The sequence below is a fragment of the Pseudomonas hamedanensis genome (genome assembly GCF_014268595.2).
Classification (GTDB): domain Bacteria; phylum Pseudomonadota; class Gammaproteobacteria; order Pseudomonadales; family Pseudomonadaceae; genus Aquipseudomonas; species Aquipseudomonas hamedanensis.
The window spans coordinates 2,103,052-2,129,601 of sequence record NZ_CP077091.1 but is presented as its reverse complement, the minus strand read 5'-3'; the positions used below and the strand labels follow the sequence as shown (position 1 = coordinate 2,129,601).

General features: G+C 59.5%; 26 protein-coding genes. 11 read left to right on the top strand and 15 right to left on the bottom strand.

Annotation, left to right across the window (positions count from 1 at the left end; genetic code table 11):
* Positions 1-51: 51 nt before the first annotated feature.
* Together uraD and puuE are read right to left on the bottom strand one after the other, a co-directional pair.
* Positions 52-567, bottom strand: coding sequence for a 2-oxo-4-hydroxy-4-carboxy-5-ureidoimidazoline decarboxylase (gene uraD / locus HU739_RS09070; protein WP_186551909.1), 516 nt, complete (start codon positions 565-567; stop codon positions 52-54).
* A complete protein-coding gene (gene puuE, locus HU739_RS09065; protein WP_101157499.1) occupies positions 564-1,490 on the bottom strand; it encodes an allantoinase PuuE in 927 nt (308 codons plus the stop codon). The genes uraD and puuE overlap by 4 nt, the downstream gene beginning before the upstream one ends.
* A 420-nt stretch (positions 1,491-1,910) precedes the next feature.
* Between puuE and uraH the strand changes: the two genes are divergently transcribed.
* On the top strand, positions 1,911-2,264 hold the full coding sequence (gene uraH / locus HU739_RS09060; RefSeq protein WP_186551908.1) for a hydroxyisourate hydrolase: 354 nt from the start codon (positions 1,911-1,913) through the stop codon (positions 2,262-2,264).
* A 133-nt stretch (positions 2,265-2,397) separates the two neighbouring features.
* Here the strand turns inward: uraH and HU739_RS09055 are convergent, their stop codons facing one another.
* The 5 genes from HU739_RS09055 to HU739_RS09035 all read right to left on the bottom strand — a co-directional run bounded on the left by HU739_RS09055 (position 2,398) and on the right by HU739_RS09035 (position 10,912).
* Positions 2,398-4,245, bottom strand: coding sequence for a hypothetical protein (locus HU739_RS09055; protein WP_186551907.1), 1,848 nt, complete (start codon positions 4,243-4,245; stop codon positions 2,398-2,400).
* A gap of 74 nt (positions 4,246-4,319) precedes the next feature.
* The gene (locus HU739_RS09050) at positions 4,320-7,907 is read right to left on the bottom strand and encodes a calcium-binding protein (RefSeq protein ID WP_186551906.1); all 3,588 of its coding nucleotides are present in this window, start codon (positions 7,905-7,907) and stop codon (positions 4,320-4,322) included.
* 201 nt (positions 7,908-8,108) lie between these two features.
* Positions 8,109-8,738, bottom strand: a complete 630-nt coding sequence (locus HU739_RS09045) for a LysE family translocator (RefSeq protein ID WP_186551905.1) — start codon at positions 8,736-8,738, stop codon at positions 8,109-8,111.
* Between the two features lie 87 nt (positions 8,739-8,825).
* The gene (locus HU739_RS09040; protein WP_186551904.1) at positions 8,826-10,175 is read right to left on the bottom strand and encodes an NCS2 family permease; all 1,350 of its coding nucleotides are present in this window, start codon (positions 10,173-10,175) and stop codon (positions 8,826-8,828) included.
* A 290-nt stretch (positions 10,176-10,465) separates the two neighbouring features.
* Positions 10,466-10,912, bottom strand: a complete 447-nt coding sequence (locus HU739_RS09035; protein ID WP_186551903.1) for a MarR family winged helix-turn-helix transcriptional regulator — start codon at positions 10,910-10,912, stop codon at positions 10,466-10,468.
* A gap of 81 nt (positions 10,913-10,993) precedes the next feature.
* Between HU739_RS09035 and HU739_RS09030 the strand changes: the two genes are divergently transcribed.
* A complete protein-coding gene (locus HU739_RS09030; protein WP_186551902.1) occupies positions 10,994-12,160 on the top strand; it encodes an aminotransferase-like domain-containing protein in 1,167 nt (388 codons plus the stop codon).
* Positions 12,161-12,316: 156 nt separating this feature from the next.
* Here HU739_RS09030 and HU739_RS09025 read toward each other — a convergent pair whose 3' ends face one another.
* The 5 genes from HU739_RS09025 to HU739_RS09005 all read right to left on the bottom strand — a co-directional run bounded on the left by HU739_RS09025 (position 12,317) and on the right by HU739_RS09005 (position 15,089).
* A complete protein-coding gene (locus HU739_RS09025; protein WP_186551901.1) occupies positions 12,317-12,688 on the bottom strand; it encodes a glutathione S-transferase N-terminal domain-containing protein in 372 nt (123 codons plus the stop codon).
* A gap of 103 nt (positions 12,689-12,791) precedes the next feature.
* Positions 12,792-13,337 carry a GTP cyclohydrolase I FolE gene (gene folE / locus HU739_RS09020; protein WP_011062625.1) on the bottom strand — a complete coding sequence of 182 codons (546 nt, stop codon included), beginning with the start codon at positions 13,335-13,337 and terminating at the stop codon, positions 12,792-12,794.
* Between the two features lie 77 nt (positions 13,338-13,414).
* Positions 13,415-13,972: a Smr/MutS family protein gene (locus tag HU739_RS09015; protein WP_186551900.1), complete on the bottom strand. Its 558-nt coding sequence runs from the start codon at positions 13,970-13,972 to the stop codon at positions 13,415-13,417.
* A 74-nt stretch (positions 13,973-14,046) separates the two neighbouring features.
* The gene (locus tag HU739_RS09010) at positions 14,047-14,367 is read right to left on the bottom strand and encodes a hypothetical protein (RefSeq protein ID WP_186551899.1); all 321 of its coding nucleotides are present in this window, start codon (positions 14,365-14,367) and stop codon (positions 14,047-14,049) included.
* A gap of 131 nt (positions 14,368-14,498) precedes the next feature.
* Positions 14,499-15,089: a cysteine hydrolase family protein gene (locus tag HU739_RS09005; protein ID WP_186534065.1), complete on the bottom strand. Its 591-nt coding sequence runs from the start codon at positions 15,087-15,089 to the stop codon at positions 14,499-14,501.
* 240 nt (positions 15,090-15,329) lie between these two features.
* Here HU739_RS09005 and prmB point away from each other — a divergent pair, with 240 nt between their 5' ends.
* Positions 15,330-16,238: a 50S ribosomal protein L3 N(5)-glutamine methyltransferase gene (gene prmB / locus HU739_RS09000; RefSeq protein ID WP_186551898.1), complete on the top strand. Its 909-nt coding sequence runs from the start codon at positions 15,330-15,332 to the stop codon at positions 16,236-16,238.
* Positions 16,239-16,372: 134 nt separating this feature from the next.
* On the opposite strand, the gene HU739_RS08995 is transcribed toward prmB, so the two are convergent.
* Both HU739_RS08995 and HU739_RS08990 read right to left on the bottom strand, forming a co-directional pair.
* On the bottom strand, positions 16,373-17,164 hold the full coding sequence (locus HU739_RS08995; RefSeq protein WP_186551897.1) for a hypothetical protein: 792 nt from the start codon (positions 17,162-17,164) through the stop codon (positions 16,373-16,375).
* Positions 17,165-17,263: 99 nt separating this feature from the next.
* On the bottom strand, positions 17,264-18,217 hold the full coding sequence (locus HU739_RS08990; protein ID WP_186551896.1) for an alpha/beta hydrolase: 954 nt from the start codon (positions 18,215-18,217) through the stop codon (positions 17,264-17,266).
* Positions 18,218-18,347: 130 nt separating this feature from the next.
* On the opposite strand from HU739_RS08990, the gene aroC reads away from it, so the two are divergent.
* From aroC to mtnC, 5 genes are all read left to right on the top strand, one after another.
* A complete protein-coding gene (aroC, locus tag HU739_RS08985) occupies positions 18,348-19,439 on the top strand; it encodes a chorismate synthase (protein WP_186551895.1) in 1,092 nt (363 codons plus the stop codon).
* 34 nt (positions 19,440-19,473) lie between these two features.
* Positions 19,474-20,619, top strand: a complete 1,146-nt coding sequence (locus HU739_RS08980) for an MFS transporter (protein WP_186551894.1) — start codon at positions 19,474-19,476, stop codon at positions 20,617-20,619.
* Positions 20,616-21,242 carry a methylthioribulose 1-phosphate dehydratase gene (locus HU739_RS08975; protein WP_186551893.1) on the top strand — a complete coding sequence of 209 codons (627 nt, stop codon included), beginning with the start codon at positions 20,616-20,618 and terminating at the stop codon, positions 21,240-21,242. The genes HU739_RS08980 and HU739_RS08975 overlap by 4 nt, the downstream gene beginning before the upstream one ends.
* 91 nt (positions 21,243-21,333) lie before the next feature.
* Positions 21,334-21,879 (top strand): 1,2-dihydroxy-3-keto-5-methylthiopentene dioxygenase, encoded by a 546-nt coding sequence (locus HU739_RS08970; protein WP_186551892.1) that lies wholly within the window; start codon positions 21,334-21,336, stop codon positions 21,877-21,879.
* Between the two features lie 4 nt (positions 21,880-21,883).
* Positions 21,884-22,567: an acireductone synthase gene (gene mtnC / locus HU739_RS08965; RefSeq protein WP_186551891.1), complete on the top strand. Its 684-nt coding sequence runs from the start codon at positions 21,884-21,886 to the stop codon at positions 22,565-22,567.
* A gap of 124 nt (positions 22,568-22,691) precedes the next feature.
* Here the strand turns inward: mtnC and HU739_RS08960 are convergent, their stop codons facing one another.
* The gene (locus HU739_RS08960) at positions 22,692-22,970 is read right to left on the bottom strand and encodes a DUF3509 domain-containing protein (protein ID WP_016773780.1); all 279 of its coding nucleotides are present in this window, start codon (positions 22,968-22,970) and stop codon (positions 22,692-22,694) included.
* 389 nt (positions 22,971-23,359) lie between these two features.
* Here HU739_RS08960 and HU739_RS08955 point away from each other — a divergent pair, with 389 nt between their 5' ends.
* The 3 genes from HU739_RS08955 to HU739_RS08945 all read left to right on the top strand — a co-directional run bounded on the left by HU739_RS08955 (position 23,360) and on the right by HU739_RS08945 (position 26,535).
* Positions 23,360-25,198 (top strand): long-chain-acyl-CoA synthetase, encoded by a 1,839-nt coding sequence (locus tag HU739_RS08955; RefSeq protein WP_186551890.1) that lies wholly within the window; start codon positions 23,360-23,362, stop codon positions 25,196-25,198.
* A 96-nt stretch (positions 25,199-25,294) separates the two neighbouring features.
* Positions 25,295-25,813 carry an ankyrin repeat domain-containing protein gene (locus HU739_RS08950; RefSeq protein WP_186551889.1) on the top strand — a complete coding sequence of 173 codons (519 nt, stop codon included), beginning with the start codon at positions 25,295-25,297 and terminating at the stop codon, positions 25,811-25,813.
* A 191-nt stretch (positions 25,814-26,004) separates the two neighbouring features.
* The gene (locus tag HU739_RS08945) at positions 26,005-26,535 is read left to right on the top strand and encodes a hypothetical protein (RefSeq protein WP_186551888.1); all 531 of its coding nucleotides are present in this window, start codon (positions 26,005-26,007) and stop codon (positions 26,533-26,535) included.
* Positions 26,536-26,550 lie beyond the last annotated feature (15 nt).

Here is a 26,550-nt window from a genome sequence, read left to right as displayed (position 1 = left end):
CTCGCAGGGCCCTGGGCGTTTGCGCGTTCATTCACGCTCGGGCCAAGCTTGCTAAAGGGTCAGTAAACGGAACAGGGCAATCTTGTTGATCTCCGCCAGCGCGCATTTGAACTCGGTCTCTTCCGGGTTATGAATGCGCGTTTCGAACGCCGCGAGGATCTGATGCCGGTTGCTGCCTTTTACCGCCATGATGAAGGGAAACTTGAACTTGGCTTTGTAGGCGTCGTTCAGCTCGGTGAAGCGCTGGAACTCTTCGGCCGTGCATTGGTGAATACCGGCGCCAGCCTGTTCATGGGTGCTGGCTTCGGTCAACTGGCCCTGGACGGCGGCTTTGCCGGCCAGGTCCGGGTGAGCGTTGATCAGTGCCAACTGGCTGGCATGATCGGCGCTCAACAGGATGTCGCTCATGCGCAGGTGCAGGGTCTCGATCTCGTCGATCGAAGCGTCCGCACCGAGGTCGTAGGCCTTTTCGGCCACCCATGGCGAATGTTCGTAGATGTCGGCGAAGGCTTTGACGAAGGCGTCGCGGCTCAGAGTCGACGGTTGCAGGGTTTGAAAACGGCTCATTTTGCAGTCCCTTGGTACGGGTGGGTTTCGTGCCAGTGGCGTGCGATGTCGACGCGACGGCTGAACCACACCTGTTCATGACTTTTGGCGTATTCGATAAAGCGCTTGAGCGAAGCGAGGCGACCGGGGCGACCGATCAGGCGGCAGTGCAGACCGATCGAAAGCATTTTCGGCGCCTCGGCGCCTTCGGCGTAAAGTACGTCGAAGGCATCTTTGAGGTATTCGAAGAAATCGTCACCCTTGTTAAAACCCTGCACCTGGGTGAAGCGCATGTCGTTGGTATCGAGGGTGTACGGAATCACCAGGTGCGGCTTGCCGGTCGGGTTGTTCGGCTCCCAGTACGGCAGGTCGTCGTCGTAGGTGTCGCAGTCGTAGAGGAAACCGCCTTCTTCCATCACCAGACGACGGGTGTTCGGCCCGGTGCGGCCGGTGTACCAGCCCAATGGGCGCTCGCCGGTCAGTTCGGTAAGGATGCGGATCGCTTCGAGCATGTGCTCGCGTTCCTGCGCTTCGTCCATGTACTGGTAGTCGATCCAGCGATAGCCGTGGCTGCAGATCTCGTGACCGGCCTCGACCATCGCACGGATCACGTCCGGGTGACGCTGGGCGGCCATGGCGACGGCGAAGATGGTCAGCGGGATGTCGAATTCCTTGAACAGTTTCAGAATCCGCCAGACGCCGGCACGGCTGCCATACTCATAAAGCGATTCCATGCTCATGTTGCGCGCGCCTTGCAGCGGCTGAGCGGCCACCATCTCGGACAGGAAGGCTTCGGATTCTTTGTCACCGTGCAGGATATTGCGCTCGCCGCCTTCTTCGTAATTGAGTACGAACGACAGGGCGATGCGGGCATTGCCCGGCCAGTGTGGGTGAGGAGGGTTACTGCCGTAACCGATCAGGTCGCGAGGGTAGTCAGCGCTCACTGCAGTCTTCCTTCTTGTTCGTTGACAGGTGGGTGTGGCGGCCTGCAAGGCTGGCGTCACAGCGATGGGCTGATTGTATACAACTTTATCGCCAATTTGTAAGCCTGAATTTTCGCATTTTTCGCCGGCTGTCATCTTTTACGGTTAACGGTTCAAGCCTGCAAGAAACCTGCCTGACCAGTCAGCTAATGAACAGAAGGTTCAATGATCAGGCGCTTTGCCTGTGAATTGGCGATAAAGGCCGGGTTGGCGGGGGCGAGACGAAAAATGTCGTTTTTATTGTGTACAATTTTTTTGAAAAGTGTCTTAATCAGTCGCTCGCCGCAGCTTTTCGTGCTCCGAATCGGTGCGGTCTCCTTTTTATCTGACTTCGGGAGGCGCGAAGTCTGACTGCTCAAGGCAGGCAGGCGCGCAGAATCAATGGGACGTTTGACTACACACGTTTTGGACGCTGCACACGGTTGCCCGGGCAGCTCGATCAAGGTCGAGCTGTACCGCGTTGAAGGGTCGCAACTGGAACTGGTCGCCAGCGCGCTAACCAACAGCGATGGCCGGGTTGATGCGCCGTTGCTGCAAGGCGAGGACTATCGTACCGGCGTTTATCAGCTTCAGTTCCACGCCGGCGATTACTACCGTGCCCGTGGCGTGCAACTGCCCGAGCCGGCCTTCCTCGATGTGGTGGTGCTGCGCTTCGGTATCTCTGCCGAACAGGAGCACTATCACGTGCCCCTGTTGATTTCGCCTTACAGCTATTCCACGTACCGGGGCAGCTGACCCCAAGCGGCTGCCCCCACCGGGAAGCGACTGCGCATATAGCTTCTTTGGTCTTTCGCCCGCTCACACTGCGGGCTTTTTTTATGGCGTAAGCCGAACCCCGCCGGCAGAGCGACGAGGGGGCGGATGCGGCTCAGCGTTCCTTGAGGATGAACACCGAATCGGGCGCGGAATTGACCTTCAGCACGCCGCCGATCAGCCAGACCACTTTGTTCTGTGCCGCCGCAGCGCTCAGGGCATTGAATGCGTCCTTGCCTATTCTGTCTGGCAATTGCGGATCGGCCAGCTCGTTACCGGGCTGGTGGACAAGTCCGACCTTCTCGATTGCACCCAGCTTCAGGAAAAACATCTGGTCATGGCTTGCCCGTCTGAACACCAGCGTCGGCTTGCGATGGTCATGGGTCAGGGGATAGAGGTCGTAGCCGCTGCGGACCAGTAAAGCGCCCAGCAGTCGTCTCAGGTTCAAATCCGAGGGGTAGGTTTTGTAGTGATTCCATTCGATGGCAAAACGCTTTGGATCAAAGATGAGCTGTTGCAACTCACCGGTGCGGCCAGGTGGCAGCACAATGATTTTCCCCTCAGGTCGGTCAATCGCTTGCGCAACCGGCAGCATGATCAATGGATCGGCGTAGGCCGGTGTGACCGGAAACGGCTTCTGTTTCCACTGGTGCAGCACCGCCTGAATATTCAGCAGTCCGGTGGCCGTGGCGAGGGGCGAGTTGTCGGCCAGTTCGAAGAGTTTTTTGGCGATGGCTTGTGCGCTGACCTGCGACAGATCCGGAAAGGCCTTAGCGACCGATTGCGTTATGGGTTCATCGAAAAAACGCGTGCCGGGATTGATTTCGCCGGGGTCGTGCCCGATGCGAAAGGTCGCCACTGGCTGCAGGGAAGGGGCTGTGCGCAGCATGTGTTCAAAGGCATCAAAACCGGCTGGGTCGAAGTCAGGGTGCTTCACAAAAAAAGTCGTGAGCGTGCGCGCGGAACCGATCGGCACAACGGGGTAATGAAGCCAGCCCAACTGCACGGTTTCGATTGATGCAGGTTTGTTCAGGTGGCCCCACGGTAGCCAGGAATAGGCCGCGGGTGTAGCGGGTTCTGTAGCTGAGGACGCCGGTGTCGGCTCGTCCAGACGCGGTCGCTTGCTCGGCCCCGCAGAGGGGGCGGATTCATCGACATCGCGCAGGCGCTGCTGATGAGCCGGCTCATGGGATGTCGGATCTGAGGTTTTTTGACGCCACAGCAGGCTGTCGGGAATTCGCTCGAAAAAAATCTCCGGGGCCTCATGGGTGGTCGCAAAGGCTTGCTGGTATTGCCCTTCTGGGTTTTTGCGAACCCTGACCGTGCCTTCGGCGGTGTCGACAAAGGTTTGCTTGAGTTTGTTGTAGCGCAGGCCATCCGTTGACGCCTCTGCCTTGGTCAACGATCGGGCATCGTCGGGTAGCAGATAAGTTGGCGCCTGCGCCGTTCCCGAAGTGCTTGCCGGCGTCTGCGTCGCATGCCCGCCCGGTCGCTCGATGCGCCAACTGGCCAGGCCTTCATTCTTCACCAGCAGCGGTCCGGCGACGCCGGGGGCGAAGGTCAGGGGGACGTGATAATTGCCTTGCGCATTGCGCTCAACCACGAAGCGGCCCTCGGTGCCGAGCTGGGCGTATGTGCGTTGATCCGGCCCGATAAACAGTCCCGTCTGATCGCCAATGGGTTCCAGTTCGTGCAAACGGTGCTGTGGCCAGGCGATTTCATTGCGGGCAGTGCTGAAGCTATCCGCAGCGCGTCCAGGCATCTCGTGGACAACGATAGCGGCAGGGCGAGTCGTTGGCAGCGGAGCGGGGTTTGACAGATCCGAACCCGTCAACGGCTGGCCGCCAGGCGAAGGCAGGTCAGCGGTCGTGACGCGATGGCTGGAAGAGGGATCCGTCGTTCGTGTCGTTACGGAGGCATCGGTGGTGGTTGTCACAGCTGTTCTTTTTGGCGGTTTGGCCATGGGGGAATTCTCGTTCGGATAGGCGTTTTCAAGGCGCGAAGTGGCGCCTCGACACATGTTTCGGGTGCGCGCGTTCAGTGCGCGAAGCCGCTCTCGGAGTGCGTGCATGATCGGTCTTGAGCGGGGCGCGACAGGGGAGGCTCGGCCACGTCCAGCAATGACGCTGGCATCACTCTCTGAGGTAGCTGATGGCTGCAACGATTGATGACGTTGAGCTGCGAATGATCAATGCACAGGGTTTCAGCGTCCAAGCGCCAGCTGCGCTCGGGGAAGCTGTAACTCAATATCCCCGGGCGGTTATCTGCCACGACGATATTTCGTACATTCAGCACCTTGTCTGCCAGTGCGGTGAAGGGGGGGGGCAGCGGATCTTTCGAGGGCGTTGGTGCTTTGAAGAATCGGCCGTCCAGGCCGTCCGGATAGACTCGATCGAAAGACAGGTCGACGGTATGGACCAGCCCTTCTGTGGTGATGACACGGATCTGATCGATAAGATCCTCGCTGTCGTAAACGGGCAGATGAATGGTGCAGGTGCCGATGTGCAGCTTGTTGTTTTCCAGTTTGATCGCTACGGCGCCCAGCGCCGTAGCATCAAGTTCCCAGGTCGACGAGTAGGGCAGTCTGATGGCGGCATTGGCCAAAGCCCCCGGGGTCGAGAGTTTTATCGTCATGTCGGCAACCAGATGAACCAGGTAGGTCGAGCCGTGACCTTCCAGACTCTCCATTGCGGTTTGTGCCGGCAGCGAAGCGAGTTTGGCGCAGGCCCGACGTGTACCCAGCCTGTAGGCTTCGTTCTCAGGCAGGTCAAAGGTGAACCGGCCTGTACGCAATGGCATCGGCAGGTTCATTCGGGTCGTCCAATGCTTCAGCGCGTGCATCTCGTAGTGGTTGTCCGCCGGGGCAACATCGGTTTCGGCTGTCAGTTTTGCATTGAAGGCGACACCGTCATTGAATATCAGAACGATTCTCTGAAGCGGCTTCGCGGCCATGGTTCTGAGGATTTTCGTCATGTTCATCGGGTCGGTGCCGCCACGGGCAAATGCAAAGTGGCGAAGCGTCAGTTTTTTTTCGCCAACCAGATATTGCAGATCACACCCGGCCATCAGGTCGTGGTCCTTGTCGGATTTTCTTGCGGTGAAGTGGGCGTCAGCCTGTTTCAGTTCATCGCTGGCGTAGTCCAGGTAAATTCGCGTAACCGCGTCCCGGCGTTCGACGAATTCAAAGGCGGTGTCCTGCGGCGATCGCGGCAGGTAGTAGCCCGCATCTTGCTGATGCCTGGTCGAGTACGTCGGGGTGTAGAGAATGATCGGTTTTTCTGCTTGCCCCTGTTTAACGACGATGATTTCCAGCTCGACGGTCCTGCCATTTTCGAGGGTTTCCGGAAAGTCCGGCATCAGTACGAAACCGTCGCGGGTCATAAACGTCAGTTTGTTGTTCTTCAGAACGGATTCCGTATCGTTGCGGGTGTACACGTCTTGCAGGGCAACCACGCTTTTGGGCGAATCCTGGAAATCGAATCGGGACGTAATGATCAGTGCTGTGTTTTCGATGACCCAACTTTCAATCAGGTCCATCCGCCAGTTCAAGACGACAACGCTCTGCTGATCGCCGTCTTCGGTGATCGATATCCGGCCTGCCTGGTGGGCAACGAAATATTCGTCAACGCCTGCCTCGCCCGAGGCTGAAGCACCGCCGTGCAAGAGATGGATCTGGTCGTTGCCCGCGCCTGCCTTTATCGTGTCCCGGCCACGGGACTTAATGATGTTGCGCTGTTCGGTGCCCGTGACAATGGATTGCCCATTGGTCACGGTTTCGATGTTTTCGACACTGTCCAGACGACTGTGGAGGGCGCGTTTTTTTTCACCTGCGACTGTCGGGTCGGCCACCGTTGTATGAAGCGTGCCGGCCGGCAGGTTGACGTCATAGCCTGAACCCTTGGCGCTGGCGCTGTAATCTGCCCCGCCCAGGACCAGAGTGTCGCTGCCTGCGCCACCCTGCAATGTCGAAGCGTCGAGAACGCTACCCCCTTGCCTGAGCAAATCGGCCGCGCCTTCAAAGACGAAACGGTCATCTTTTTCGCCCCCCGTCAGGTGTTTTTTCCCTGACTTGTAGTGGAACGTGTTGGTTTTTTTCTCAACGCCGACGATCGAATCCCGGCCATCGCCGATCAACCACAATACGCCCTTGTTTTCCGCCGCCTTGCCCAGTTCTGCACCTGGTGTGCTGGCGGTAACGCCCGCGCGGGCATCGATGGTGTCATCGCCACCTTTTATCTGCGGCACGTTGACGGTTTCCCAGCCATCCTGCTTGGTCCACCAATTGCGCGTCCAGACCTGCTTCGGTGTGAGATGTACTTCAAATGTGCCGTTCACGACGGCTTCGGTAGCGTCCTGCAGTTCTCCATCCAGCAACTTTCGGGCGGTCGCTTTTAGCTGTTTCAGGTGTTCGGTCCTGGCTTTTGCCACGCTATAGCGGTTCTGCACGTCCTGGTCTGGGTTCATGAAACAGAATGAGAACCAGCCGGTACGCCAACGCTCTTCGGTGGTGAGCTCGATGTAATCATCAATGTCATCGACGATTCTCACCGCGCCGTACACCTGTGATCCGATTGCCAGGATCGCTCCCGCCGCGAGGCCCACCGGGCCGGCAAAAGAGAATCCGGCCATCGCTGCGCCGCCAAGGATGACGGTCATGGCGGCACTGGTGATACTCAAGCCGGCGCTGACGTAATGATCCAGGGCTTCCTTGCCGGCCGCATTGTCAGCGGCGTTGAGGGACCTGATTGCGGTGTAGATATCGAAAGGAAGCGTCAACGCACCGCCAATCAGGCCTCCGGAGCGGCCCAATCTGACGGCGAATCGGGTTTTGGCAAAATCCTTGTAGGCGGTCTGCCCGGCCGTAATCATCTCGCTGGCCACTTTGTTGACCGCGACATCGGCGGCAATGGAGCCGAACTCCGAAGCAATGCCGGCGGTATTAATGACGATCTCGGCGTTGTTATTGCTTTTGATTGCATCGACCACTCCGCGCAATCCCATGAATATGCCAAACCCCTGAATACCCACACTTGAGCCAAGCGTTGCATTGCTCTTGAGTACACCGACCCAGCGCGGGTTGTTGTCGGGAAGATGTGCATGGCGCAAGTCGAGTTTGTGCGCGCTGCTTAGAAGTTTTGAAAGTTTGCGGCGATATTGGCCGGGATCGGCTTGAGTTTCGTCGCTTGACCAGAGGATCGGCGGGGAAGTCAGCGGGCGTCGGCTGGCCAGCTCGAACAAAAGTGTCGTTAACAGATAACTGTCCGGTGCGCTGGCTGTGCGGATCTGTTTGTCTACTTCGTTGGCATTGAACTGCAAGGCGTTGATGAATGAACGCCTGGGCGTGCGGAAAAAGGTGTTCTGTCCGGTCAGGGGCTGACCACCAAGGGTGGCGCCCAAGGCGTCGAGTGACACGCGGGTGATTGAAATGGACCCCATCTGCAGGGGGCCGAAGAGGCCATCGGTGATGGTCAGTTGGTCGGTTTTATGTCTGTTTCCGGAATGGCCGGTGGGCTTGTTTTTTGACAGGTCGAGCGTCGATGCATCATGTTCATTAACGCCAATGTCCATGTCGGTAATGATCACGGAGTCGTCATGTATTAATGCGTCGCTGATAAGCGTGGCCATTTGAACATCCTTGTTCAGGCAGTTTTATTGAAAGTCAGCGCGATAATAAGGGGGGAATTTAGCGAAAGTATATCGATGGGTTGTTGCGGTGTATTGCGTGTAATACCAGGCAAACTTCGTCCGCGCAGAGGCCATCCTGATGAGCATGTTTACATCAGGATGGTGGGCGTTGACGGCCAATCAAGTTGCACTTTGAAACGCTCAGTGGCTGCTGAGTAGCGAGGCTGCCCCGGCGCCGCCAAACAGACCGGCACTGATCCGGTTGAACCAGCTCTGACCTTTGCCACTGCGCAAATAACGTGCGGCGCCGTGCGCGCCAAGTCCGTAGGCCAGCTTGCACAGCAGATCGAGCACGGTCCAGGTCGCGATCATCACCAGCAACTGCGGCAGAAAGGGTTGTTCGGCACTGAGAAACTGCGGCAGAAACGCGGCGAAAAACAGGATGTCTTTCGGATTGCTGGCGCCCAGCACAAACGCGCGACCGAACAAGGCGCGAAAACGCGGTACGGCTGCTGCCTTCGGCACTTCGGCGCCCACCGCGGGCTGGCGCGATTGCTGCCAGCTCTGCCAGGCGAGGTAGAACAGATACAGGGCGCCGACGATCTTCAGCGCACTGAACAACTGCTCCGACGCCAGCAATAACGCGCCCAGCCCCAGGGCCGATGCACTGAGCAGGCAGATCGAGGCAATCACGCCACCGAGGAACGCCGGGTAAGAGCGTCGCAACCCGTAATTCAGACTGTTGCTGATCATCAGCAACGACAGCGGCCCCGGAATCAGGATCACCACCAGTGCAGCACCGCTGAACAGCAGCCAGGTTTCCAGACTCATCACTTTGCTCCTTTCTCTTGTTGTCGAAAATGCACGAAAGCCCCACCGGTGAGGGTGGGGCTGTGGAAACCTGAACCGCGCAGTTGCTTACAGGTAGATGAACTTGGCGATGAAGATCGCGCAAAGTACCCACAGGCTGACGGAAATTTCCTTGTACTTGCCGGTCCCGGCCTTCAGCGCCACATAGGTGATGAAGCCCAGCGCGATGCCGTCGGCGACCGAGAAGGTCAGCGGCATCATGATTGCGGTGACGATGGCAGGAATCGCATCGGTGGCTTCGTCCCACTCGATATGGGCCATGCCGCCCATCATCAGCATTGCAACGTATATCAGCGCACCGGCGGTGGCATAGGCAGGAATCATGCCGGCCAGCGGGGCGAAAAACATTGCCGCTATAAATAGCACACCTACGGTGACGGCGGTAAGACCAGTCCGACCGCCAGCGGCCACGCCAGCGGCACTTTCCACATAGCTGGTGACGGGCGGAACACCGACCACCGCACCGAACACGCTGGAGGCACTGTCGGCCTTCATCGCCCGCGAGAGGTTCTCGATACGCCCGTCAGCGGCCACCAGATTGGCCCGTTGGGCAACGCCCATCAGGGTCCCGGCAGTGTCGAACATGTGCACAAAGAGGAACGCCAGCACGACGCTGATCATGCTGATGTTGAACACGCCAGCGACATTCATCGCCATCCAGGTGGGTGCCAGGCTTGGCGGGGCGGACATGATCCCGGCGTAATGCACCACGCCCAGGCCCCAACCGGCCAGCGTCACGGTAATGATGCTGATGAGAATCGCACCGAAGACTTTGTGGTAGCTGAGGATCGCAATCATCAGAAAGCAGATGGCCGCGAGCAGCGGGCCGGGTTCGCGCAGGGAGCCAAGCTTGATCAGCGTGGCCGGGCTGTCGACGACGATGCCGGCGGTTTTCAGACCGATCAGGCCGAGGAACAGGCCGACACCGGCGCCCATCGCATAGCGCAGGCTGACCGGAATGCTGTTGAGCAGCCATTCGCGAATGCGCGAGAAGGTCAAAATCATGAACAGCACGCCCGAGACAAACACCGCACCGAGTGCGGTTTCCCAGTTGTAGCCCATGGTGCCGACCACGGTGTAAGTGAAGAAGGCGTTGAGGCCCATGCCCGGCGCGAGGCCCACCGGCCAGTTCGCGTAGAGGCCCATTAACAGGCAGCCCAGCGCGGCGGCGATGCAAGTGGCGACGAACGCCGCCCCGTGGTCAATCCCGGCATCGGCCATGATGTTCGGGTTGACGAAAATGATGTAGGCCATGGTGATGAAGGTTGTCAGACCGGCAATCAGCTCGGTCTTCACCGTGGTGCCATGCAAGCTGAGTTTGAACAGACGCTCCAGCAGGCCATTGCGTAATGGCGGCGTGAGCTCGAGCGGCGGTGCTTCGGATTTGCGGCTTTCCACAGCGAGTACTCCTCAAGAGTTTTATTGTTATTTCCAGGGCCGGACCCATGAGGGGTGGCAGCGGCCCTTTGAGGCATACGCGAATTTGTTGACTGTATGGTCAGGAACTCGCACGCAGTGGATTATGCTTTTGTGTACAAAGAAAGCAAATATTGTTTTATGTTTTGTCTGCGATTTTTTTGCAGATAGGGATATATGCCGAATCCTGGCCCTTCGCGAGCAAGCTCGCTCTTACAGATGAATGCAGTTGCTAGGTGGGAGCGAGCCTGCTCGCGAAGGGGCCAGCCCGATCAATCGAGAACGGTCTGACTTTTCCCCAACGCCAGATTCACCGCCAGCCACCCATTCACCGCCGCTTCTCCAGCCTCGGCAAACACCCGCTCCAGCAATTTGACCTGCTCACGCCGCAACGCCTGCTCGAACTTCGCGCCTTCCACCGTCAGCTCCAACAGGCGCTTACGCTTGTCCGTTTCAGAGGCCACGCTGTCGACCAGATGCATTTCCTGCAACTGGCGCAGCGGCATGTTCAAGGCTTGCTTGCTGACGCCGAGCAAGGCCAGCAACTCCTTCACGCTTAGATTCGGGTAACGCGCGATGAAAAACACAATGCGCTGATGCACTCGCGACAGGCCACGACGCTCAAGCATTTCGTCAGCCTTGGCAGTAAACGCCTGATAGCCGAAGAAGAAAGCTTCCATGGCCTGTTGCTGGCTGGTGGGGTTTTTAAGGTCAAGCATATTGACGTACTCGCTCAGGCTGGCGTAATTTCAGTCAATGAGTTTGACTCATTTCTTGTACGCCTCGCTACGGTGACTTCCATGGCTTTTTCCGAACGTGTCTCGCGCCTTAAAAGTTCTTTGATCCGAGAAATCCTTGCCGCCGCGCAGCGTCCCGAGGTGATGTCATTTGCCGGTGGCTTGCCCGCCGAAGGCATGCTGCCCAAAGTCGACTGGACCGACATGCCGCTGCCGCTCGGCCAGTACGGCATGAGCGAGGGCGAGCCAGCGTTGCGCGAAGCCTTGGCTGCAGAAGCACGGGCGCTGGGGCTGGCATGTCAGGCGAGTCAGGTGCTGGTGGTCAGCGGCTCCCAGCAAACCCTCGATCTGGCGGCCAAACTGTATATCGATAACGGCACGGAAATTCTGCTGGAAGCGCCGACTTACCTCGCCGCGCTGCAGATTTTCCAACTGTTCGGCGCCGATTGTCTGACGGTCGCGCAGGAATCCGATGGCCCGAACCTGGTGCAATTGCGCGAGCGTCTGGAGCAACACCGTCCGGCATTCATCTACCTGATCCCGACCTTTCAGAATCCGTCCGCGGTGCGTTACAGCGAGGCCAAGCGCGCCGCGGTTGCCGCGTTGCTCGACGAATTTGGCGTCACCTTGATCGAAGACGAACCCTACCGCGAACTGACTTTCGACGGCGGCAGTGCGAAATCGATTGCCGCACGCCTGAAGCGATCCAGCTGGATCTACACCGGCACCGTGTCGAAAACCCTGCTGCCAGGTTTGCGCGTTGGCTATTTGATCGCCAGCCCCGACCTGTTCCCGCATCTGCTCAAACTCAAGCAATCGGCCGATCTGCATACCAATCGCATAGGTCAATGGCAGGCGCTGCAATGGATCGGCACGGAGAAATATCAGCAACATTTAAGCGCATTGCGCGATTTCTATCGACAGCGGCGCGATGCGTTTCAGTTGGCGCTGCAAACGCATTTTGCCGATCTGGCGGACTGGAACATGCCGCAGGGCGGGCTGTTTTTCTGGCTGACGCTCAAGCAGCCGCTGGATACGCGGACCTTGCTCGATGAGGCGTTGGCCAATGACGTGGCGTTTATGCCGGGCGAGCCGTTTTTTCCTGAGCCGGACAAGCATCATGGGCACTTGCGCTTGAACTTCAGCCACATTGATCCGGCGCGGCTGGATGAAGGGCTGAAGCGGCTGGCGGCGGTGGTGCGGCGGGCGCAGATGGCGAGGGCGGCATGAAAACAATAAACCGGCTGAGGGCCGGTTTATTTTTGTCTGAGATTGTGGCGGCCTGTAATGGCCTCATCGCGAGCAGGCTCACTCCTACAGTTGGAATGGGTTGCACTGTAGGAGTGAGCCTGCTCGCGATAACGCATTTGGCTTCACTTCAAAACATCAGACCGCAGCAAATCGCTTATCCAGATAATCAATAATCGCCTTGGACTCATACATCCAGGTCGTCTGCCCATTCTCTTCAATGCGCAGGCAAGGCACCTTGATCCGGCCGCCTTGCTCCAGCAACGTCTGACGATCCTGCTCGTTGTTCTTCGCATCCTTGAGCGCTACGGGCACATTCAGGCGATGCAAGGCACGACGGGTCTTCACGCAGAACGGGCAGGCGTGAAACTGATACAGGGTCAGGCCTTTGGCGGCGGCGTCGACTTGCGCCTGAGCCGCGGCGGGGCGTTTTTTCTTGCCCGGGCGGGTCAGGAAGTCGATGAAGATGACCAGTTGGCCGAGGCCGACACGAAGCGCTTTGACGAACACGTTACAAGCCTCACAGGGACAGAGAAGAAGGCGCGCAGCTTACCCGATTTTTCACGGGCGAAAAAAAACCGGCGATGACTGCCGGTTTTCTTCGTGCCGCGAATTACTTGATGAGGCTGAGGAACTCGCTGCGGGTCGCGGCGTTTTCCCGGAACTCGCCGAGCATCACCGAAGTGATCATCGAGGAATTCTGCTTCTCGACACCGCGCATCATCATGCACATGTGCTTGGCCTCGATCACCACCGCCACGCCCAGGGCGCCGGTGACTTGCTGGACCGCGTCGGCGATCTGGCGGCTGAGGTTTTCCTGAATCTGCAGGCGGCGCGCATACATGTCGACAATTCGCGCAACCTTCGACAGGCCCAGCACCTTGCCGCTCGGGATATAGGCGACATGCGCCTTGCCGATGAACGGCAGCAGGTGGTGTTCGCACAACGAGTACAGCTCGATGTCCTTGACCAGCACCATTTCGCTGTTGTCGGAGCTGAACAAGGCACCATTGGTGACCTCTTCGAGCGTCTGTGCATAACCGCGGCAGAGGTACTGCATGGCTTTGGCGGCACGCTTTGGCGTGTCGAGCAGGCCCTCGCGGGAGACGTCCTCGCCCAATTGGCCGAGAATCGCGGTGTAATTCTGTTCCAGGGACATGAAACTACCTGTGGGGATTTTCGCAAAGGGCAAGGGTACGGTGGCGGACACAACCCTGCAAGTTCGGTGTAACGCGATTATTCGTCGCGCCCTTCCATCATGGTGCGTTTGAGCATCACGTAAACCGCGCCGGCACCGCCATGTTTCGCCTGGCACGAGCAGAAACCGAGCACTTGCGCATGCTGGCGCAGCCAGGTGTTGACGTGGCTTTTGATCATCGGCCGCTTGCCATCGAGGCGCACGGCTTTGCCGTGAGTCACGCGCACGCAGCGGATTTCGAATTTGGTCGCTTCGGCGAGAAAGGCCCAGAGCGTTTCCCGGGCCTTTTCCACGCTCATGCCGTGCAGATCAAGGCTGCCTTCGAACGGAATCTGCCCGATCTTGAGCTTGCGCATCTGGCTTTCCTGCACGCCGTCGCGGGACCACATCAACTCGTCTTCGGGGCCGACGTCGATCACGAACTGATCAGACAGGCCGTCAATGATGGTGGTGTCGCTGCGCACGGTGGCGGACTGACGCAACTTGGCGATCTGCGCGCGGTCAGCCTTGGGTTTGCCGGTGTCGGCGCGGTCGTGCTTGATCGGCTTGACGCCTTGGATCGCACTTTTGAACAGGGAAAAATCGTCGTCTTGCATGTCAGCCTCCGCGAAGGGCGGCCAGTTTACCCAAGTCGAAACAAAACGGCCCGGCAAAAAGCCAGGCCGGTGGTTCAATCGTGTTTTTTCATCAGGTGCGGGGACATGTTCAGCTCCCGCGATTGCCGTGCGCGACGGCGGCAGCGACGCCACAGGGCGACACCGAAATACAGAAACAGCAAACCGACCGCGAGCATGATCGCCGAGCCCATCGGCGAAGCATTCAAGTCACCCAGCGCCGGCGGGCGGCCGAGCAGGCTGGCGGCGCCGGCCATGGCCAGCAGCACGCCAAAGGTTGCCAGCAATGCGGCGAACGCAGCGCCAAACCGAAAACGCCAGTTGCTTTGGCCTTTGGGCCGCAAACGGCGTGCGTCAAATCCATCGGATAACTTCATTCCGACCTTCCTCAATGGGTATCGGCCCTTCGACCGGGAGTTGACCGGGTTGTTCCTGAGGCTATGGCATTTGCGGCAAATCAGCGGAGATTGCGGATGAGCGGCGGTCTGCGCCGCTCATAAGGGCAGGCTCAGACCAGATCCTGGGTCTTGGCCAGTGTCGCGAAGTTGTCGGCCATGATCGCCATTTCCGCTTCCTGCACGCGTTCGGCGCTGAGCACGCCGCCCTTGAACGGCAGGTCACGGGTGGCGCAGGCGTCTTCGACCAGGGTGCAGCGGAAACCGAGGTTTTTCGCCGCGCGTACGGTGGTGCTGACGCTGGAATGGCTCATGAAACCGCACACGATCAGGTCCAGTGAACCGAGGTTTTGCAGGCGATCGAGCAGCTCGGTGCCATGGAATGCGCTCGGCAGCAATTTGCCGATGATGGTTTCATCGCCCTGCGGTTCGAGACCGGGGATGAATTCACCGCGCTCGCCCTGCGGGTCGAACAGGCCACCGACGGTGCCGAGATGACGCACGTGCACGATCGGCCGGCCGGCGGCACGGGCTGCGGCAACCACTTGTTTGATGTTCGCGACGGCCGCGTCCATGCCGCTCAGGGCCAGCGGGCCACTGAGGTATTCTTTCTGGGCATCGATGATGACCACGGTGGCATGGCTCAGTGTGGCCGCTGCGTAACCGCGACCGCTGAGTTGAAACATCGTTTTTGGAACGGACATTCTGGGGCTCCTCGGGGTGGGGCTTTTGCGACATTGTCCTCTGGCTGAGCGGTTCTGTGAATCGCTACCATCGTAGACACCGTCGTTGCTGGCCTGCAGCCTTGTCAAGTTACACGTTCTGTTCAATAGCTGATGCAAAAATCAGAAAGCTCCTACCCGTCGCGCGATGTTTTTCCTGCGTCGTCGTCGCCGGTTTTGGCTGTTAGAATCGCCAGTCGTTTTTTTCTGGAGTTGCACGCCGTGATCACTTCCCGCCTTCGTACCCTGCGCGACCACATCCGTTGGGCCGTCAGCCGCTTCCATGGGGAGGATCTGTTTTTCGGCCATGGCACCGACAATGCCTGGGACGAGGCCCGGCAACTGGTACTCGGTGCGCTGCACCTGCCGTGGGAAATCGCCGACAGCTATCTCGATTGCGCGTTGGAGGATGACGAACTGGTCAACTTGCAGCGCCTGCTCAAGCGCCGCATCGAAGAACGCATTCCCACCGCTTACCTGTTGGGCGAGGCATGGTTCTGCGGCATGTCGTTCATCGTTGATCAACGCGTGTTGATCCCGCGTTCGCCGATTGGCGAACTGATCGAAAACCGCTTCGCCCCGTGGATCGGCGGCGAACCGGCGCGGATTCTCGACCTGTGCACCGGCTCCGGCTGCATCGGCATTGCCTGCGCCTACGAGTTCCAGAACGCCGAAGTGGTGCTGGCGGATCTGTCGTTCGAAGCGCTGGAAGTGGCCAACCAGAACATCGAGCGCCATGGCGTCGATGAGCGGGTTTACACGGTGCAGGGCGATGGTTTCGATGGTTTGCCGGGGCAGCGTTTCGACCTGGTCGTGTCGAACCCGCCTTACGTCGACGCGGAAGATTTCGCTGACATGCCGGACGAGTATCAGCACGAACCGGAGCTGGGCCTGGCCTGTGGCGATGATGGTTTGAATCTGGTGCGGCGGATGCTCGCAGAAGCGGCGGATCACTTGACCGAGAAGGGCTTGCTGATTGTCGAGGTGGGCAACAGCCAGGTGCACGTTGAAGCGCTGTACCCGGAAGTCGATTTTGCCTGGCTTGAGTTCGCGCGCGGCGGGCATGGCGTGTTCATGCTGACGGCGGAGCAGTGCCGCGCGCATCAGGCCTTGTTCGCGTCCCGCGTCTAAGGTTGTGACAGATCGTTCCCACGCTCCGCGTGGGAATGCATCAATGGACGCTCTGCGTCCGCTTTTGGGACGCGGAGCGTCCCGGGCTGCATTCCCACGCAGAGCATGGGAACGATCAGTACGCGCTCAAACCATCAGCGGTGTGTCGCAATCCAGATCAACAACCCCGCCTGAAACACCGCAAACGCCACCAGACAAGTAATGGTGAAACGCAGTCCGGCGTCTTCACGCTTGAACTTGCTGACTTTCTCCTCCTGTTTTTTCAGCTTCACTTCCTGTTCGGCCAGGTTCTGCTCGGCCTGCTGCAGCATCTGCGCCGCTTCCAGAATCTCGACCACCTGCAACTTTTCGCTGTTCCAGTCACCGAGCAAGTCGCCGACCTGGACCGCCTTGACGCTGCCCTTCAAATGCTGAGCATCGGCGTAGACCACATCAAAGCCGTGTACGCGCAGGAAATGATCGCGACGCAGGCGCGTGTCTTCATTGAGCGCGTCCTTGTTGTTCAGGTCCATGCCGTCGACGGTGTAGGCGGGCCAGCGCTTTTTCGCCCAGTTGATGCCTTGCGCGGCCATGAAGCGGCCAATGCCGCGATTCAGCGGTTCGATCTGCAAGCCGCTGTCCGGGCCGAAGCTCACGCGTTTGCTGGCGTGGTCGACCCACACGTCGAGGTGGTTTTGTTCTTTGCGCACGCGCTGGTTCGGCAGTTTGATCGCCATGCGCATCAGGCTGCGCTCTTTGCTGTTGCGCTCGGCGTAACCGAATTCGACAAAACGCAACGGCCGGCCACCCGTGTTGCGGTCGGTCTGCAACGGCGCCAGGCGGAGCATCTTGTGGTGCTCGGCCTGAACGTCCGCCCACGGCAGTTCGACCACTGGCGGTGCGTCTTTTTCAGCGGTGGTGTCGGGTGAAGTCGGGGTATCAGTCATAACGGCGAGATCCTGTCCAAGCCCTGCTTGTCGCCAGCCGATACGCTGGCGACAAAGGCTTATCGGCCGTTTTCTGCGGGACTGGAGGGCAAAAAGCAGTTAACGGGTGCGAAGTCCGCCAATAAATTCAATGATCGCCGAACCAAGTTCCGCTGCCAGCGGCAAATCTGGATCCTTGTACGAGGCCAACTGCCGCTTCATGTCGTTGTGCACGATGCGCAACACATGGTTCATGCCTTCGATGATCACCAGTTGCGCGTCCGGTTTCACAGCCTTGAGCCGCTGCGCATCTTGCGTACCGACCTGCATGTCGTTGCTGCCCTGAACGATCAGCGCCGGCATGTCCAACTGCGCGAAGGCGTTGGCCGGGTCCTGGCGGAACAGCGAAATCAGGTACGGCTGCACGCTCGGGCGGAAAATCACCTGCAGCGGTGGCGGCACGTTGTCATCGGTGCGGCCGGCCTTGAGGCTGTCGAGCAGTTCATTGCTGCGCAGCATCAGCGGCGGCGGCAGGCTGCGCGCCAGTTGCTCGCGAATCACCTGATCGACCGGCCGGGCGCTGCCGGACAGGGAAATCACCGCTGCCGCCTGCAATGTCGGCGCGGCGAGGCTGGCGATCAGTGCGCCTTCGCTGTGACCGAGCAGAATCAGCGGGCCGAAGCGCGGATCGGCCTTGAGTTTCTGCCCCCATGCCACGGCGTCCGCCGCATAGGCTTCGACCGACAAATTTCGCTCATCCGGTGTTGCCGCCAGACTCGCGGCGACCCCGCGTTTGTCGTAGCGCACGCTGGCGATATTGTGTTTGGCCAGCACCCAGGCCAGGCGTTTCAGGCTGTCATTGCGCCCACCGTCGGGGTTGTTTCCGTCACGGTCGGTAGGACCCGAGCCAGAAATGATCAGAACAATCGGCACAGGACTGTCGGACTTGGGCAGCAATAGCGAGCCGAAAAGCTCGCCTGTACCGGTATCCAGAGATACCGGGCGTTGTAGGACGGTCGCCTGGGCAAAGCCCGTTAAGAGGGTAAGACTCAAGATCAAAACTCGCAGCATCATCACGCCATCATTCGCCAAGGTGCCGGTTGGACTCACCCACACCGCTAAGGTTCGAGGATGAACTACTCGGTTAGCCTGCGTATACTGGCGCGCATCACGAATTCGGGTTTGATTTCACGGAGCGTCCTGCATGTCCGGCAATACCTACGGCAAGTTGTTCACTGTCACCACCGCTGGCGAAAGCCATGGTCCGGCGTTGGTCGCCATTGTCGACGGCTGCCCGCCGGGCCTGGAGATTTCCCTCGAAGACTTGCAGCGCGACCTCGATCGCCGCAAGCCCGGCACCAGCCGCCACACCACCCAGCGCCAGGAAGCCGACGAAGTCGAAATCCTCTCCGGCGTGTTCGAAGGGCGCACCACCGGCTGCGCGATCGGCCTGCTGATCCGCAACACCGACCAGAAGTCCAAGGACTACTCGGCGATCAAGGACCTGTTCCGCCCGGCCCACGCCGACTACACCTACCACCACAAATACGGCGAGCGCGATTATCGCGGTGGCGGTCGCAGTTCGGCGCGGGAAACCGCCATGCGTGTAGCAGCCGGTGCGATTGCGAAAAAGTATCTGGCGAGCCAGGGCATCGTCATTCGCGGCTACATGAGCCAGCTCGGCCCGATCGAAATCCCCTTCAAGACCTGGGATTCGGTGGAAGACAATGCCTTCTTCAGCCCCGATCCGGACAAAGTGCCGGAGCTGGAAGCCTACATGGACCAGCTGCGGCGCGATCAAGACTCGGTCGGCGCGAAGATCACCGTGGTCGCCGAAGGGGTAATGCCGGGCCTGGGCGAGCCGATTTTCGATCGCCTCGATGCCGAACTGGCCCATGCGCTGATGAGCATCAACGCGGTCAAGGGCGTGGAAATCGGCGCCGGCTTTGCCTCGGTTGCCCAACGCGGCACCGAACACCGCGATGAGATGACCCCGCAAGGTTTCCTCAGTAACAACGCAGGCGGCATCCTCGGCGGTATCTCGTCGGGTCAACCGATCGTCGCTCATCTGGCGCTCAAGCCAACGTCGAGCATCACCACCCCGGGGCGTTCGATCGACATCCACGGCAACCCGGTCGACGTGATTACCAAGGGCCGCCACGACCCTTGCGTCGGCATCCGTGCGACACCGATCGCCGAAGCGATGATGGCCATCGTGCTGATGGACCACCTGCTGCGTCATCGTGGACAGAACGCCGATGTGCGCGTCAGCACGCCGGTGCTGGGCCAGCTCTGATGGCTGGCTTTGACGCTGTCGCGGCATAACCGGCGTGGCGGCGGTTCCGTACTGGCGGCTGTCCAGTTTCTATCTGTTCTATTTCGCCTTGCTCGGTTCGACAGCGCCGTTTCTGGCGCTGTACTTCGATCACCTCGGCTTCAGCGCCGCACGTATCGGCGAACTGGTGGCGATTCCGATGCTGATGCGCTGCGTCGCGCCGAATATCTGGGGCTGGCTTGGCGATTACACCGGCAGGCGGCTGGCGATCGTGCGCTTCGGCGCGGTGTGTACGCTGCTGACCTTTTCGCTGATTTTCGTCAGCAAGAGCTACGCCTGGCTGGCGCTGGTGATGGCGTTGCATGCGTTCTTCTGGCACGCGGTGCTGCCGCAGTTCGAGGTCATTACCCTGGCGCACTTACAGGGGCAGACCTCGCGGTACAGCCAGATCCGTTTATGGGGCTCGATCGGTTTCATCATCACCGTGGTTGCGCTGGGGCGGTTGTTCGAATGGCTCAGCCTGGACATCTACCCGGCAGCGCTGGTGCTGATCATGGCCGGCATCGTCCTCAGCAGTCTATGGGTGCCGAACGCTCAGCCACCACAAGGCAATCGACCTGGCGGCGAAGGGTTTCTCAAGCAGTTGCGCAGTCCCGGGGTGCTGGCGTTTTACGCTTGCGTCGCGCTGATGCAAATGAGCCACGGGCCGTATTACACGTTTTTGACCTTGCACCTTGAGCGGCTCGGCTACAGTCGTGGCGTGATCGGCATGCTCTGGGCGGTTGGCGTGGTCGCCGAAGTATTGATGTTTATGGCGATGAGCAGGATTCTGGCGCGGTTTTCCCTGCGCCGGGTGCTGCTGGCGAGTTTTCTGCTGGCGGCGTTGCGCTGGGTCTTGCTGGGCTCGTTCGCCGAATTTCTCTGGGTATTGCTGTTTGCGCAGATTCTGCACGCGGCGACGTTCGGCAGCTTTCATGCCGCTGCCATCGCCTTCGTGCAACGTAGCTTCGGCCCACGCCAGCAAGGCCAGGGTCAGGCGCTGTACGCGGCGCTGGCCGGCACCGGCGGGGCGCTCGGCGCGCTGTATGCCGGTTACAGCTGGAATGCCCTCGGCGCGCCATTGACCTTTAGTATTGCCAGTCTCGCGGCGTTCGCTGCTGCGGTTATCATTGCCACACGTATGCAAGAGGACAGGCCATGAGCCTTACCCGTGAACAGCTCGCCCGGCAGATCGTCGACGCCGGGCGCTTTCTTTATGGCCGCGGCTGGTCGCCGGCCACCAGCAGTAATTATTCGACACGCCTGTCGCCAACCGAAGCGCTGCTGACCGTCTCCGGCAAGCACAAGGGCCAGTTGGGTCTGGATGATGTGCTCGCCACTGACTTGTCCGGTAACAGCCTGGAACCGGGCAAGAAGCCGTCCGCCGAAACCCTGCTGCACACCCAGCTCTACGCATGGCGCGCGGAGATCGGTGCGGTGCTGCACACCCATTCGGTGAATGCCACGGTGCTGTCGCGCCTGACCCCGCAAGACTTCATCGAGTTCGAAGACTACGAACTGCAAAAAGCCTTCAGCGGTATTTCCACCCACGAATCACGGGTGCGCGTGCCGATCTTCGACAACGACCAGGACATCGCGCGCCTCGCCGCCGAGGTGCAGCCGTGGCTCGACGCCCACCCCGATTGCGTCGGCTATCTGATTCGCGGCCACGGCCTCTACACCTGGGGCGCGCAAATGAGCGACGCACTGCGGCAGATCGAGGCCTTTGAATTTCTGTTTGAATGCGAGTTGAAAACCCGCAGCGTCATGAACCGTCACGGCTGACTTCAGCAGAAGCCGCCGTTTGCCTGATAGAAGGTTGTGCCCGACCGGTCTGCAAGAGCCGGACGGCAAGGCCGATACGAGGAATTGCCCCATGAGCAGCCTGTCCGTTTATCACGTTTCCAACCCTGAAATTCCCAACAAGGTGCTGACCCATTTCGAAGACATCGCTTCGACCCTGGCCGAGCAGGGCGTGCGCTTCGACCGCTGGCAAGCCGCCGCGAAGATTCAGCCCGGCGCCAGCCAGGACGAAGTGATCAGCGCGTACAAAGAGCAGATCGACAAATTGATGACCGAGCGCGGTTACATCACCGTCGATGTGATCAGCCTGAACAGCGATCACCCGCAAAAAGCCGAATTGCGTGCAAGGTTTCTGGAAGAACACCGCCATGCTGAAGACGAAGTCAGATTTTTCGTCGCCGGCCGTGGGCTGTTTACCCTGCATATCGACGATTATGTTTACGCCGTGCTCTGTGAGAAGAACGATCTGATCTCGGTTCCCGCCGGCACCAAACACTGGTTCGACATGGGCGAGCATCCGCACTTTGTCGCGATCCGTCTGTTCAACAACCCGGAAGGCTGGGTGGCCAACTTCACTGGCGAAGACATCGCCGGCCGCTTCCCGCGTCTGGAGGACTGAGCCGATGTCGATCAAAGTCATTCTCACCGACATCGAAGGCACCACCAGTGCGGTCAGCTTCGTTTTCGACGTACTGTTTCCGTATGCGGCCAAACACCTGCCGGACTTCGTGCGCCAGAACGCTTCGCGCGCCGATGTCGCCGAACAGCTCGACGCTGTACGCCGTGACAGCAGCGAACCGGCAGCCGATGTTGAACGGGTGGTTGAAATCCTGTTGAGCTGGATCGCCGAAGACCGCAAAGCGACACCGCTCAAGGCCTTGCAAGGGATGGTCTGGGCGCAGGGTTATCAGGCCGGGCAGTTGAAGGGACACGTTTATCCGGATGCCGTTGAGGCGCTGCGGCGCTGGCATGCTGCCGGCTATCAACTGTTTGTTTACTCGTCCGGCTCGATCCAGGCGCAGAAGCTGATTTTCGGTTGCTCGGAGGCGGGGGACCTGACGCCGCTGTTCAGCGGATATTTCGACACCACCTCGGGACCGAAGCGTGAGGCGCAGTCTTATCGCAATATCCAGCAGGCGGTGGCTGTTGAACCGGAAGAAATCCTGTTCCTGTCGGACATCGTCGAAGAACTCGACGCTGCCCAGTCAGCCGGCTTGCAGACCTGTGGCCTGGCCCGCGAGGGTGGGGAGTTGGCGGGGCATGTAACCGTCGACAGCTTTACCGGGATTGAACCGGAAGCTTTCTGACTCACCTCAAACAAAAATGTGGAAGTGGGCTTGCTCACGAAAGCGGTGTATCAGTCAGCATCTCTGTCGACTCACACACCGCTTCGCGAGCAGGCTCGCTCCCACACGTTTTGTTTAAAGGCAATTACAGCGAATGATACGTCGGCAGTGCAAAACGCTGCTGGCTTTGCAGCATGGCAATTTGCGGCAGCTCGCTGGCCTGTTCAGCCAGGTCTCGGCGGATAGCGCTGATCGCCCACGACAGCTGGTCACCGGCGTGCAGTTGTTGATACGAGAGTGCACGTTTGAAGACTTTGCCGTCGCTGCTACGCAGGGTCAACAGAATGCCACCGTCAGGACGTGGCGCAGTGCTGACTTCGTAGTTGGAGAACAGCGATGTAAATTTTTCTTGGATCAGGCTCATGTCATCAGCTCCGTGTGTACTTGAATGGCAAGCATGCGGAGGTAGTTGCAGCGATTGTGCCAGTATCGATAAGTTTAAATTCTCTTTAATATCAATTAGTTACAAGTAGTGCATTTTTCAGGCGTCGTGCAAACTGCATGAATGGCCATCGTGCATCCTGCATTTTGCGTGATTCTTGCCAGCGTTACGGAACCAAACGCTCGTACCAGAATCTCCGGCGTTGGCAGCGCACCAGCAGATACAAAACATTGCAAAAACCGCATGTACAGGCCGAGAAGGGCTGACGTATTTTCATTCTCGAACCGCGCTGCGACTGCGCCGGTTGCCTCAAGCCTTTGCCCGAAAAAATAAGAACACCGGCCCGAGATAAGGCCGACCGGGGAGCATTCATGCGTCACGTGCCAAGCGACACGATTACCTGGGGCATGATGCTCCGCAAGCTGCCGATGATTGCCAAGGCCCTGCCGCGGGTGGTCAAGGGCATGAAGGTGGCGAATGTCACGGACCCGACCCAAAGCTGTGGCCTTGGCTGGACCTTTGAGCAAGCGACCCTGCGCAATCCCGACGGCCCGGCGTTAATGCAGGGGGAGGTGCTGCTGACCTACGCGCAGGTTAATCAGTGGGCCAACCGTATCGCCCATTATCTGAGCGGGCAGGGCATCGGCAAGGGCGATGTGGTCGCGGTGTTTATCGAAAACCGTCCCGAACTGCTGGTGACGATTCTGGCGCTGGCCAAGGTCGGCGCGGTCAGCGCGTTGCTCAATACCTCTCAGACGCGCGACACGCTGATCCACAGTGTGAATCTGGTGGCGCCGGTCGCCCTGATCGTCGGCGAGGAGCTGGTGCCGGCATTTGCTGCTGTGCGCGAGCAGGTGTCGATTGCGCCGCAGCGCACCTGGTTCGTTGCCGATCAGGACACCTACAGCCACCCGGGCATTGCGCCCGAGGGCTACGTCAACCTGATCAGCGCCAGTGCCGACGCACCGAGCGATAACCCGCCGAGCAGCCGCCAAGTGTTTTGCGATGATCCGTGTTTCTATATTTACACCTCTGGCACCACCGGGCTGCCGAAAGCCGGGGTATTCAAGCATGGCCGCTGGATGCGCAGTTCGGCGAGCTTCGGCATGATCGCCCTCGATATGCGCCCTGACGACGTGGTCTATTGCACCTTGCCGCTGTACCACGCCACCGGGCTTTGTGTGTGTTGGGGCTCGGCGATCAACGGCGCGTCGGGTTTCGCGATTCGCCGCAAATTCAGCGCCAGCCAGTTCTGGAGCGACGTGCGCCGCTACCGCGCGACGACCCTCGGCTATGTCGGCGAGTTGTGTCGTTACCTGGTCGATCAGCCAGTGAGCGCCGACGACAACCGGCATGACGTGCGCAAGATGATTGGCAACGGCTTGCGCCCCGGCGCCTGGGCCGAGTTCAAGACGCGCTTCGGCGTCGACCACATTTGTGAGCTGTATGCGGCCAGCGACGGCAACATCGGATTCACCAACATCCTCAACTTCGATAACACCGTCGGCTTCTCGCTGATGGCCTGGGAGCTGGTCGCGTACGACCATGACAGTGGCGAGCCACTGCGCAGCGACGACGGCTTCATGCGCAAGGTTGGCAAGGGCGAGCAGGGCCTGCTGCTGGCCCGGATCGACGAAAAGGCGCCGCTCGACGGCTACACCGATCCGCAGAAGACCGCCCGCGTCGTATTGCATGACGTGTTTAACAAAGGCGACCGGTTTTTCAACACCGGCGACCTGTTACGCAACATAGGCTTTGGCCATGCGCAATTTGTCGATCGGCTGGGCGACACCTATCGCTGGAAGGGCGAGAACGTTTCCACCACCGAAGTCGAAAACCTGCTGCTGCAACACCCGCAGATTTCCGAGGCGGTGGCGTATGGCGTGGAAATTTGCGACACCAATGGACGCGCCGGCATGGCGGCGATTACCCCGGCCGAATCTCTGGCGACCCTGGATTTCGCCGAGCTGCTGAGCTTCGTCCGCCAGCGAATGCCGGCCTACGCCGTGCCGCTGTTCCTGCGCGTCAAGGTGAAGATGGAAACCACCGGCACCTTCAAATACCAGAAAACCCGTTTGAAAAAAGAAGGCTTCGACCCCGGCCAGACCGGGGGCGATCCGATTTTTGCCTGGTTGCCCGGCAGCGAAACCTACGTCCAGCTCAATGAGCAGTTGTTAACCGAAATTCAGCAAGGCCAATACCGTTATTGAATCTGGCTATTGCCCGTGATGAGAAAAAGGGGATGACAGCTATCGCCGCGCTCGGGAAACTGTCGCCTTTCCGATTGACCGAAGTGGAGTTGCCTCATGTCCGACCAAAGCCGCCAGATGACCCCTGAAGAAGCTGCCGAATTCACCGAGCAGGTTTTCAACAAGGCGCGCGACGGTGATGCCGAAATGCTCGATCGCCTGGTGACCGCCGGTTTGCCGGTGAACCTGAAAAACAGCAAGGGCGACACGTTGCTGATGCTTGCCAGCTACTACGGCCATGTTGATGCCGTGAAGGTCTTGCTTAAACACAAGGCCGACCCTGAGATGCGCAATGGCAACGGCCAGAGTCCGATTGCCGGTGCAGCATTCAAAGGCGATCTGGCGGTGGTCAAGGCCTTGGTCGAAGCGGGCGCTGACCTTGAAGGCTCGTCGTTCGATGGCCGCACGGCGTTGATGATGGCGGCGATGTTCAACCGCGTTGAAATCGTTGATTACCTGATCAGCAAAGGCGCCGATCCGAAAGCCAAGGACGCCAATGGCGTCACGGCGCTGGACGCGGCCCGCACCATGGGTGCAGTGGACACCACGGCGCAGCTGGAAAAACTCCTGGCCTGAAGGCCTGTGGCGAGGGAGCTTGCTCCCGCTTCAGTGCGAAGCGCTGGCAAAAAGAGTGGGCCCTCGGATTTTTTTTGGGCCGCTACGCAGCCCAGCGGGAGCAAGCTCCCTCGCCACAGGTGTCGGGTGCGCTGAAGAATGCGTTATCCTTCGCGCCCTCGAAATCCATCTTCGCCACAGGATCCGCCCTCATGAAAGCCGCACTCGTCGAACTCATCAGCAAAATCAGCTCCGGCTGCATGGGCGAGGACGAGATCCTGACAGTGGCCGATGAAGCGGCGCAAGCTTACGCCGACGCCGACGCTTTTCTGGCCGCCAACCCGGATATCAACTACGACGACACCTTCCCGATTCCGCTGGGCGAGTGGGTCGTGGTCGGCAGCCTGCCGGAAACCGTGCTGTTACAGGCCGACACTTACGTCGATCTGTTCGCGCAAATCGTCGCCTCGTTCGGCCCGGGTGTGGACTTCAATCTCAAGCCCAAGCAACTGGCCAGGACCGAAGCGCTGACCGCACTCAACCGCATTCAGGTGCAGATGAGCAGCCTGAGCAAGGAAAACGGCGGTTACACGCTGATGAACTTCAGCCAGTTGCTCGACGATGAGCTGCAAATGGTGCTGGTCTACGGCAACGACGTCCCTCGGGTGCTGGAGTTGTGTGGCGAAGTCGGCATTGCCGCTGCGCCAGCGCTGGAAGCGTTGAAGGTCGCCGTTCACGTCTGAACGCAATAAAAGGGA

Coding starts and splice junctions, on each gene's coding strand:
- uraD (WP_186551909.1), bottom strand. CDS start 567: ATGAGCCGTTTTCAAACCCTGCAACCGTCGACTCTGAGCCGCGACGCC.
- uraH (WP_186551908.1), top strand. CDS start 1,911: ATGGGACGTTTGACTACACACGTTTTGGACGCTGCACACGGTTGCCCG.
- HU739_RS09055 (WP_186551907.1), bottom strand. CDS start 4,245: ATGGCCAAACCGCCAAAAAGAACAGCTGTGACAACCACCACCGATGCC.
- HU739_RS09050 (WP_186551906.1), bottom strand. CDS start 7,907: ATGGCCACGCTTATCAGCGACGCATTAATACATGACGACTCCGTGATC.
- HU739_RS09045 (WP_186551905.1), bottom strand. CDS start 8,738: ATGAGTCTGGAAACCTGGCTGCTGTTCAGCGGTGCTGCACTGGTGGTG.
- HU739_RS09035 (WP_186551903.1), bottom strand. CDS start 10,912: ATGCTTGACCTTAAAAACCCCACCAGCCAGCAACAGGCCATGGAAGCT.
- HU739_RS09030 (WP_186551902.1), top strand. CDS start 10,994: ATGGCTTTTTCCGAACGTGTCTCGCGCCTTAAAAGTTCTTTGATCCGA.
- folE (WP_011062625.1), bottom strand. CDS start 13,337: ATGTCCCTGGAACAGAATTACACCGCGATTCTCGGCCAATTGGGCGAG.
- HU739_RS09015 (WP_186551900.1), bottom strand. CDS start 13,972: ATGCAAGACGACGATTTTTCCCTGTTCAAAAGTGCGATCCAAGGCGTC.
- HU739_RS09010 (WP_186551899.1), bottom strand. CDS start 14,367: ATGAAGTTATCCGATGGATTTGACGCACGCCGTTTGCGGCCCAAAGGC.
- HU739_RS09005 (WP_186534065.1), bottom strand. CDS start 15,089: ATGTCCGTTCCAAAAACGATGTTTCAACTCAGCGGTCGCGGTTACGCA.
- HU739_RS08995 (WP_186551897.1), bottom strand. CDS start 17,164: ATGACTGATACCCCGACTTCACCCGACACCACCGCTGAAAAAGACGCA.
- HU739_RS08990 (WP_186551896.1), bottom strand. CDS start 18,217: ATGATGCTGCGAGTTTTGATCTTGAGTCTTACCCTCTTAACGGGCTTT.
- aroC (WP_186551895.1), top strand. CDS start 18,348: ATGTCCGGCAATACCTACGGCAAGTTGTTCACTGTCACCACCGCTGGC.
- HU739_RS08975 (WP_186551893.1), top strand. CDS start 20,616: ATGAGCCTTACCCGTGAACAGCTCGCCCGGCAGATCGTCGACGCCGGG.
- HU739_RS08970 (WP_186551892.1), top strand. CDS start 21,334: ATGAGCAGCCTGTCCGTTTATCACGTTTCCAACCCTGAAATTCCCAAC.
- mtnC (WP_186551891.1), top strand. CDS start 21,884: ATGTCGATCAAAGTCATTCTCACCGACATCGAAGGCACCACCAGTGCG.
- HU739_RS08960 (WP_016773780.1), bottom strand. CDS start 22,970: ATGAGCCTGATCCAAGAAAAATTTACATCGCTGTTCTCCAACTACGAA.
- HU739_RS08955 (WP_186551890.1), top strand. CDS start 23,360: ATGCGTCACGTGCCAAGCGACACGATTACCTGGGGCATGATGCTCCGC.
- HU739_RS08950 (WP_186551889.1), top strand. CDS start 25,295: ATGTCCGACCAAAGCCGCCAGATGACCCCTGAAGAAGCTGCCGAATTC.
- HU739_RS08945 (WP_186551888.1), top strand. CDS start 26,005: ATGAAAGCCGCACTCGTCGAACTCATCAGCAAAATCAGCTCCGGCTGC.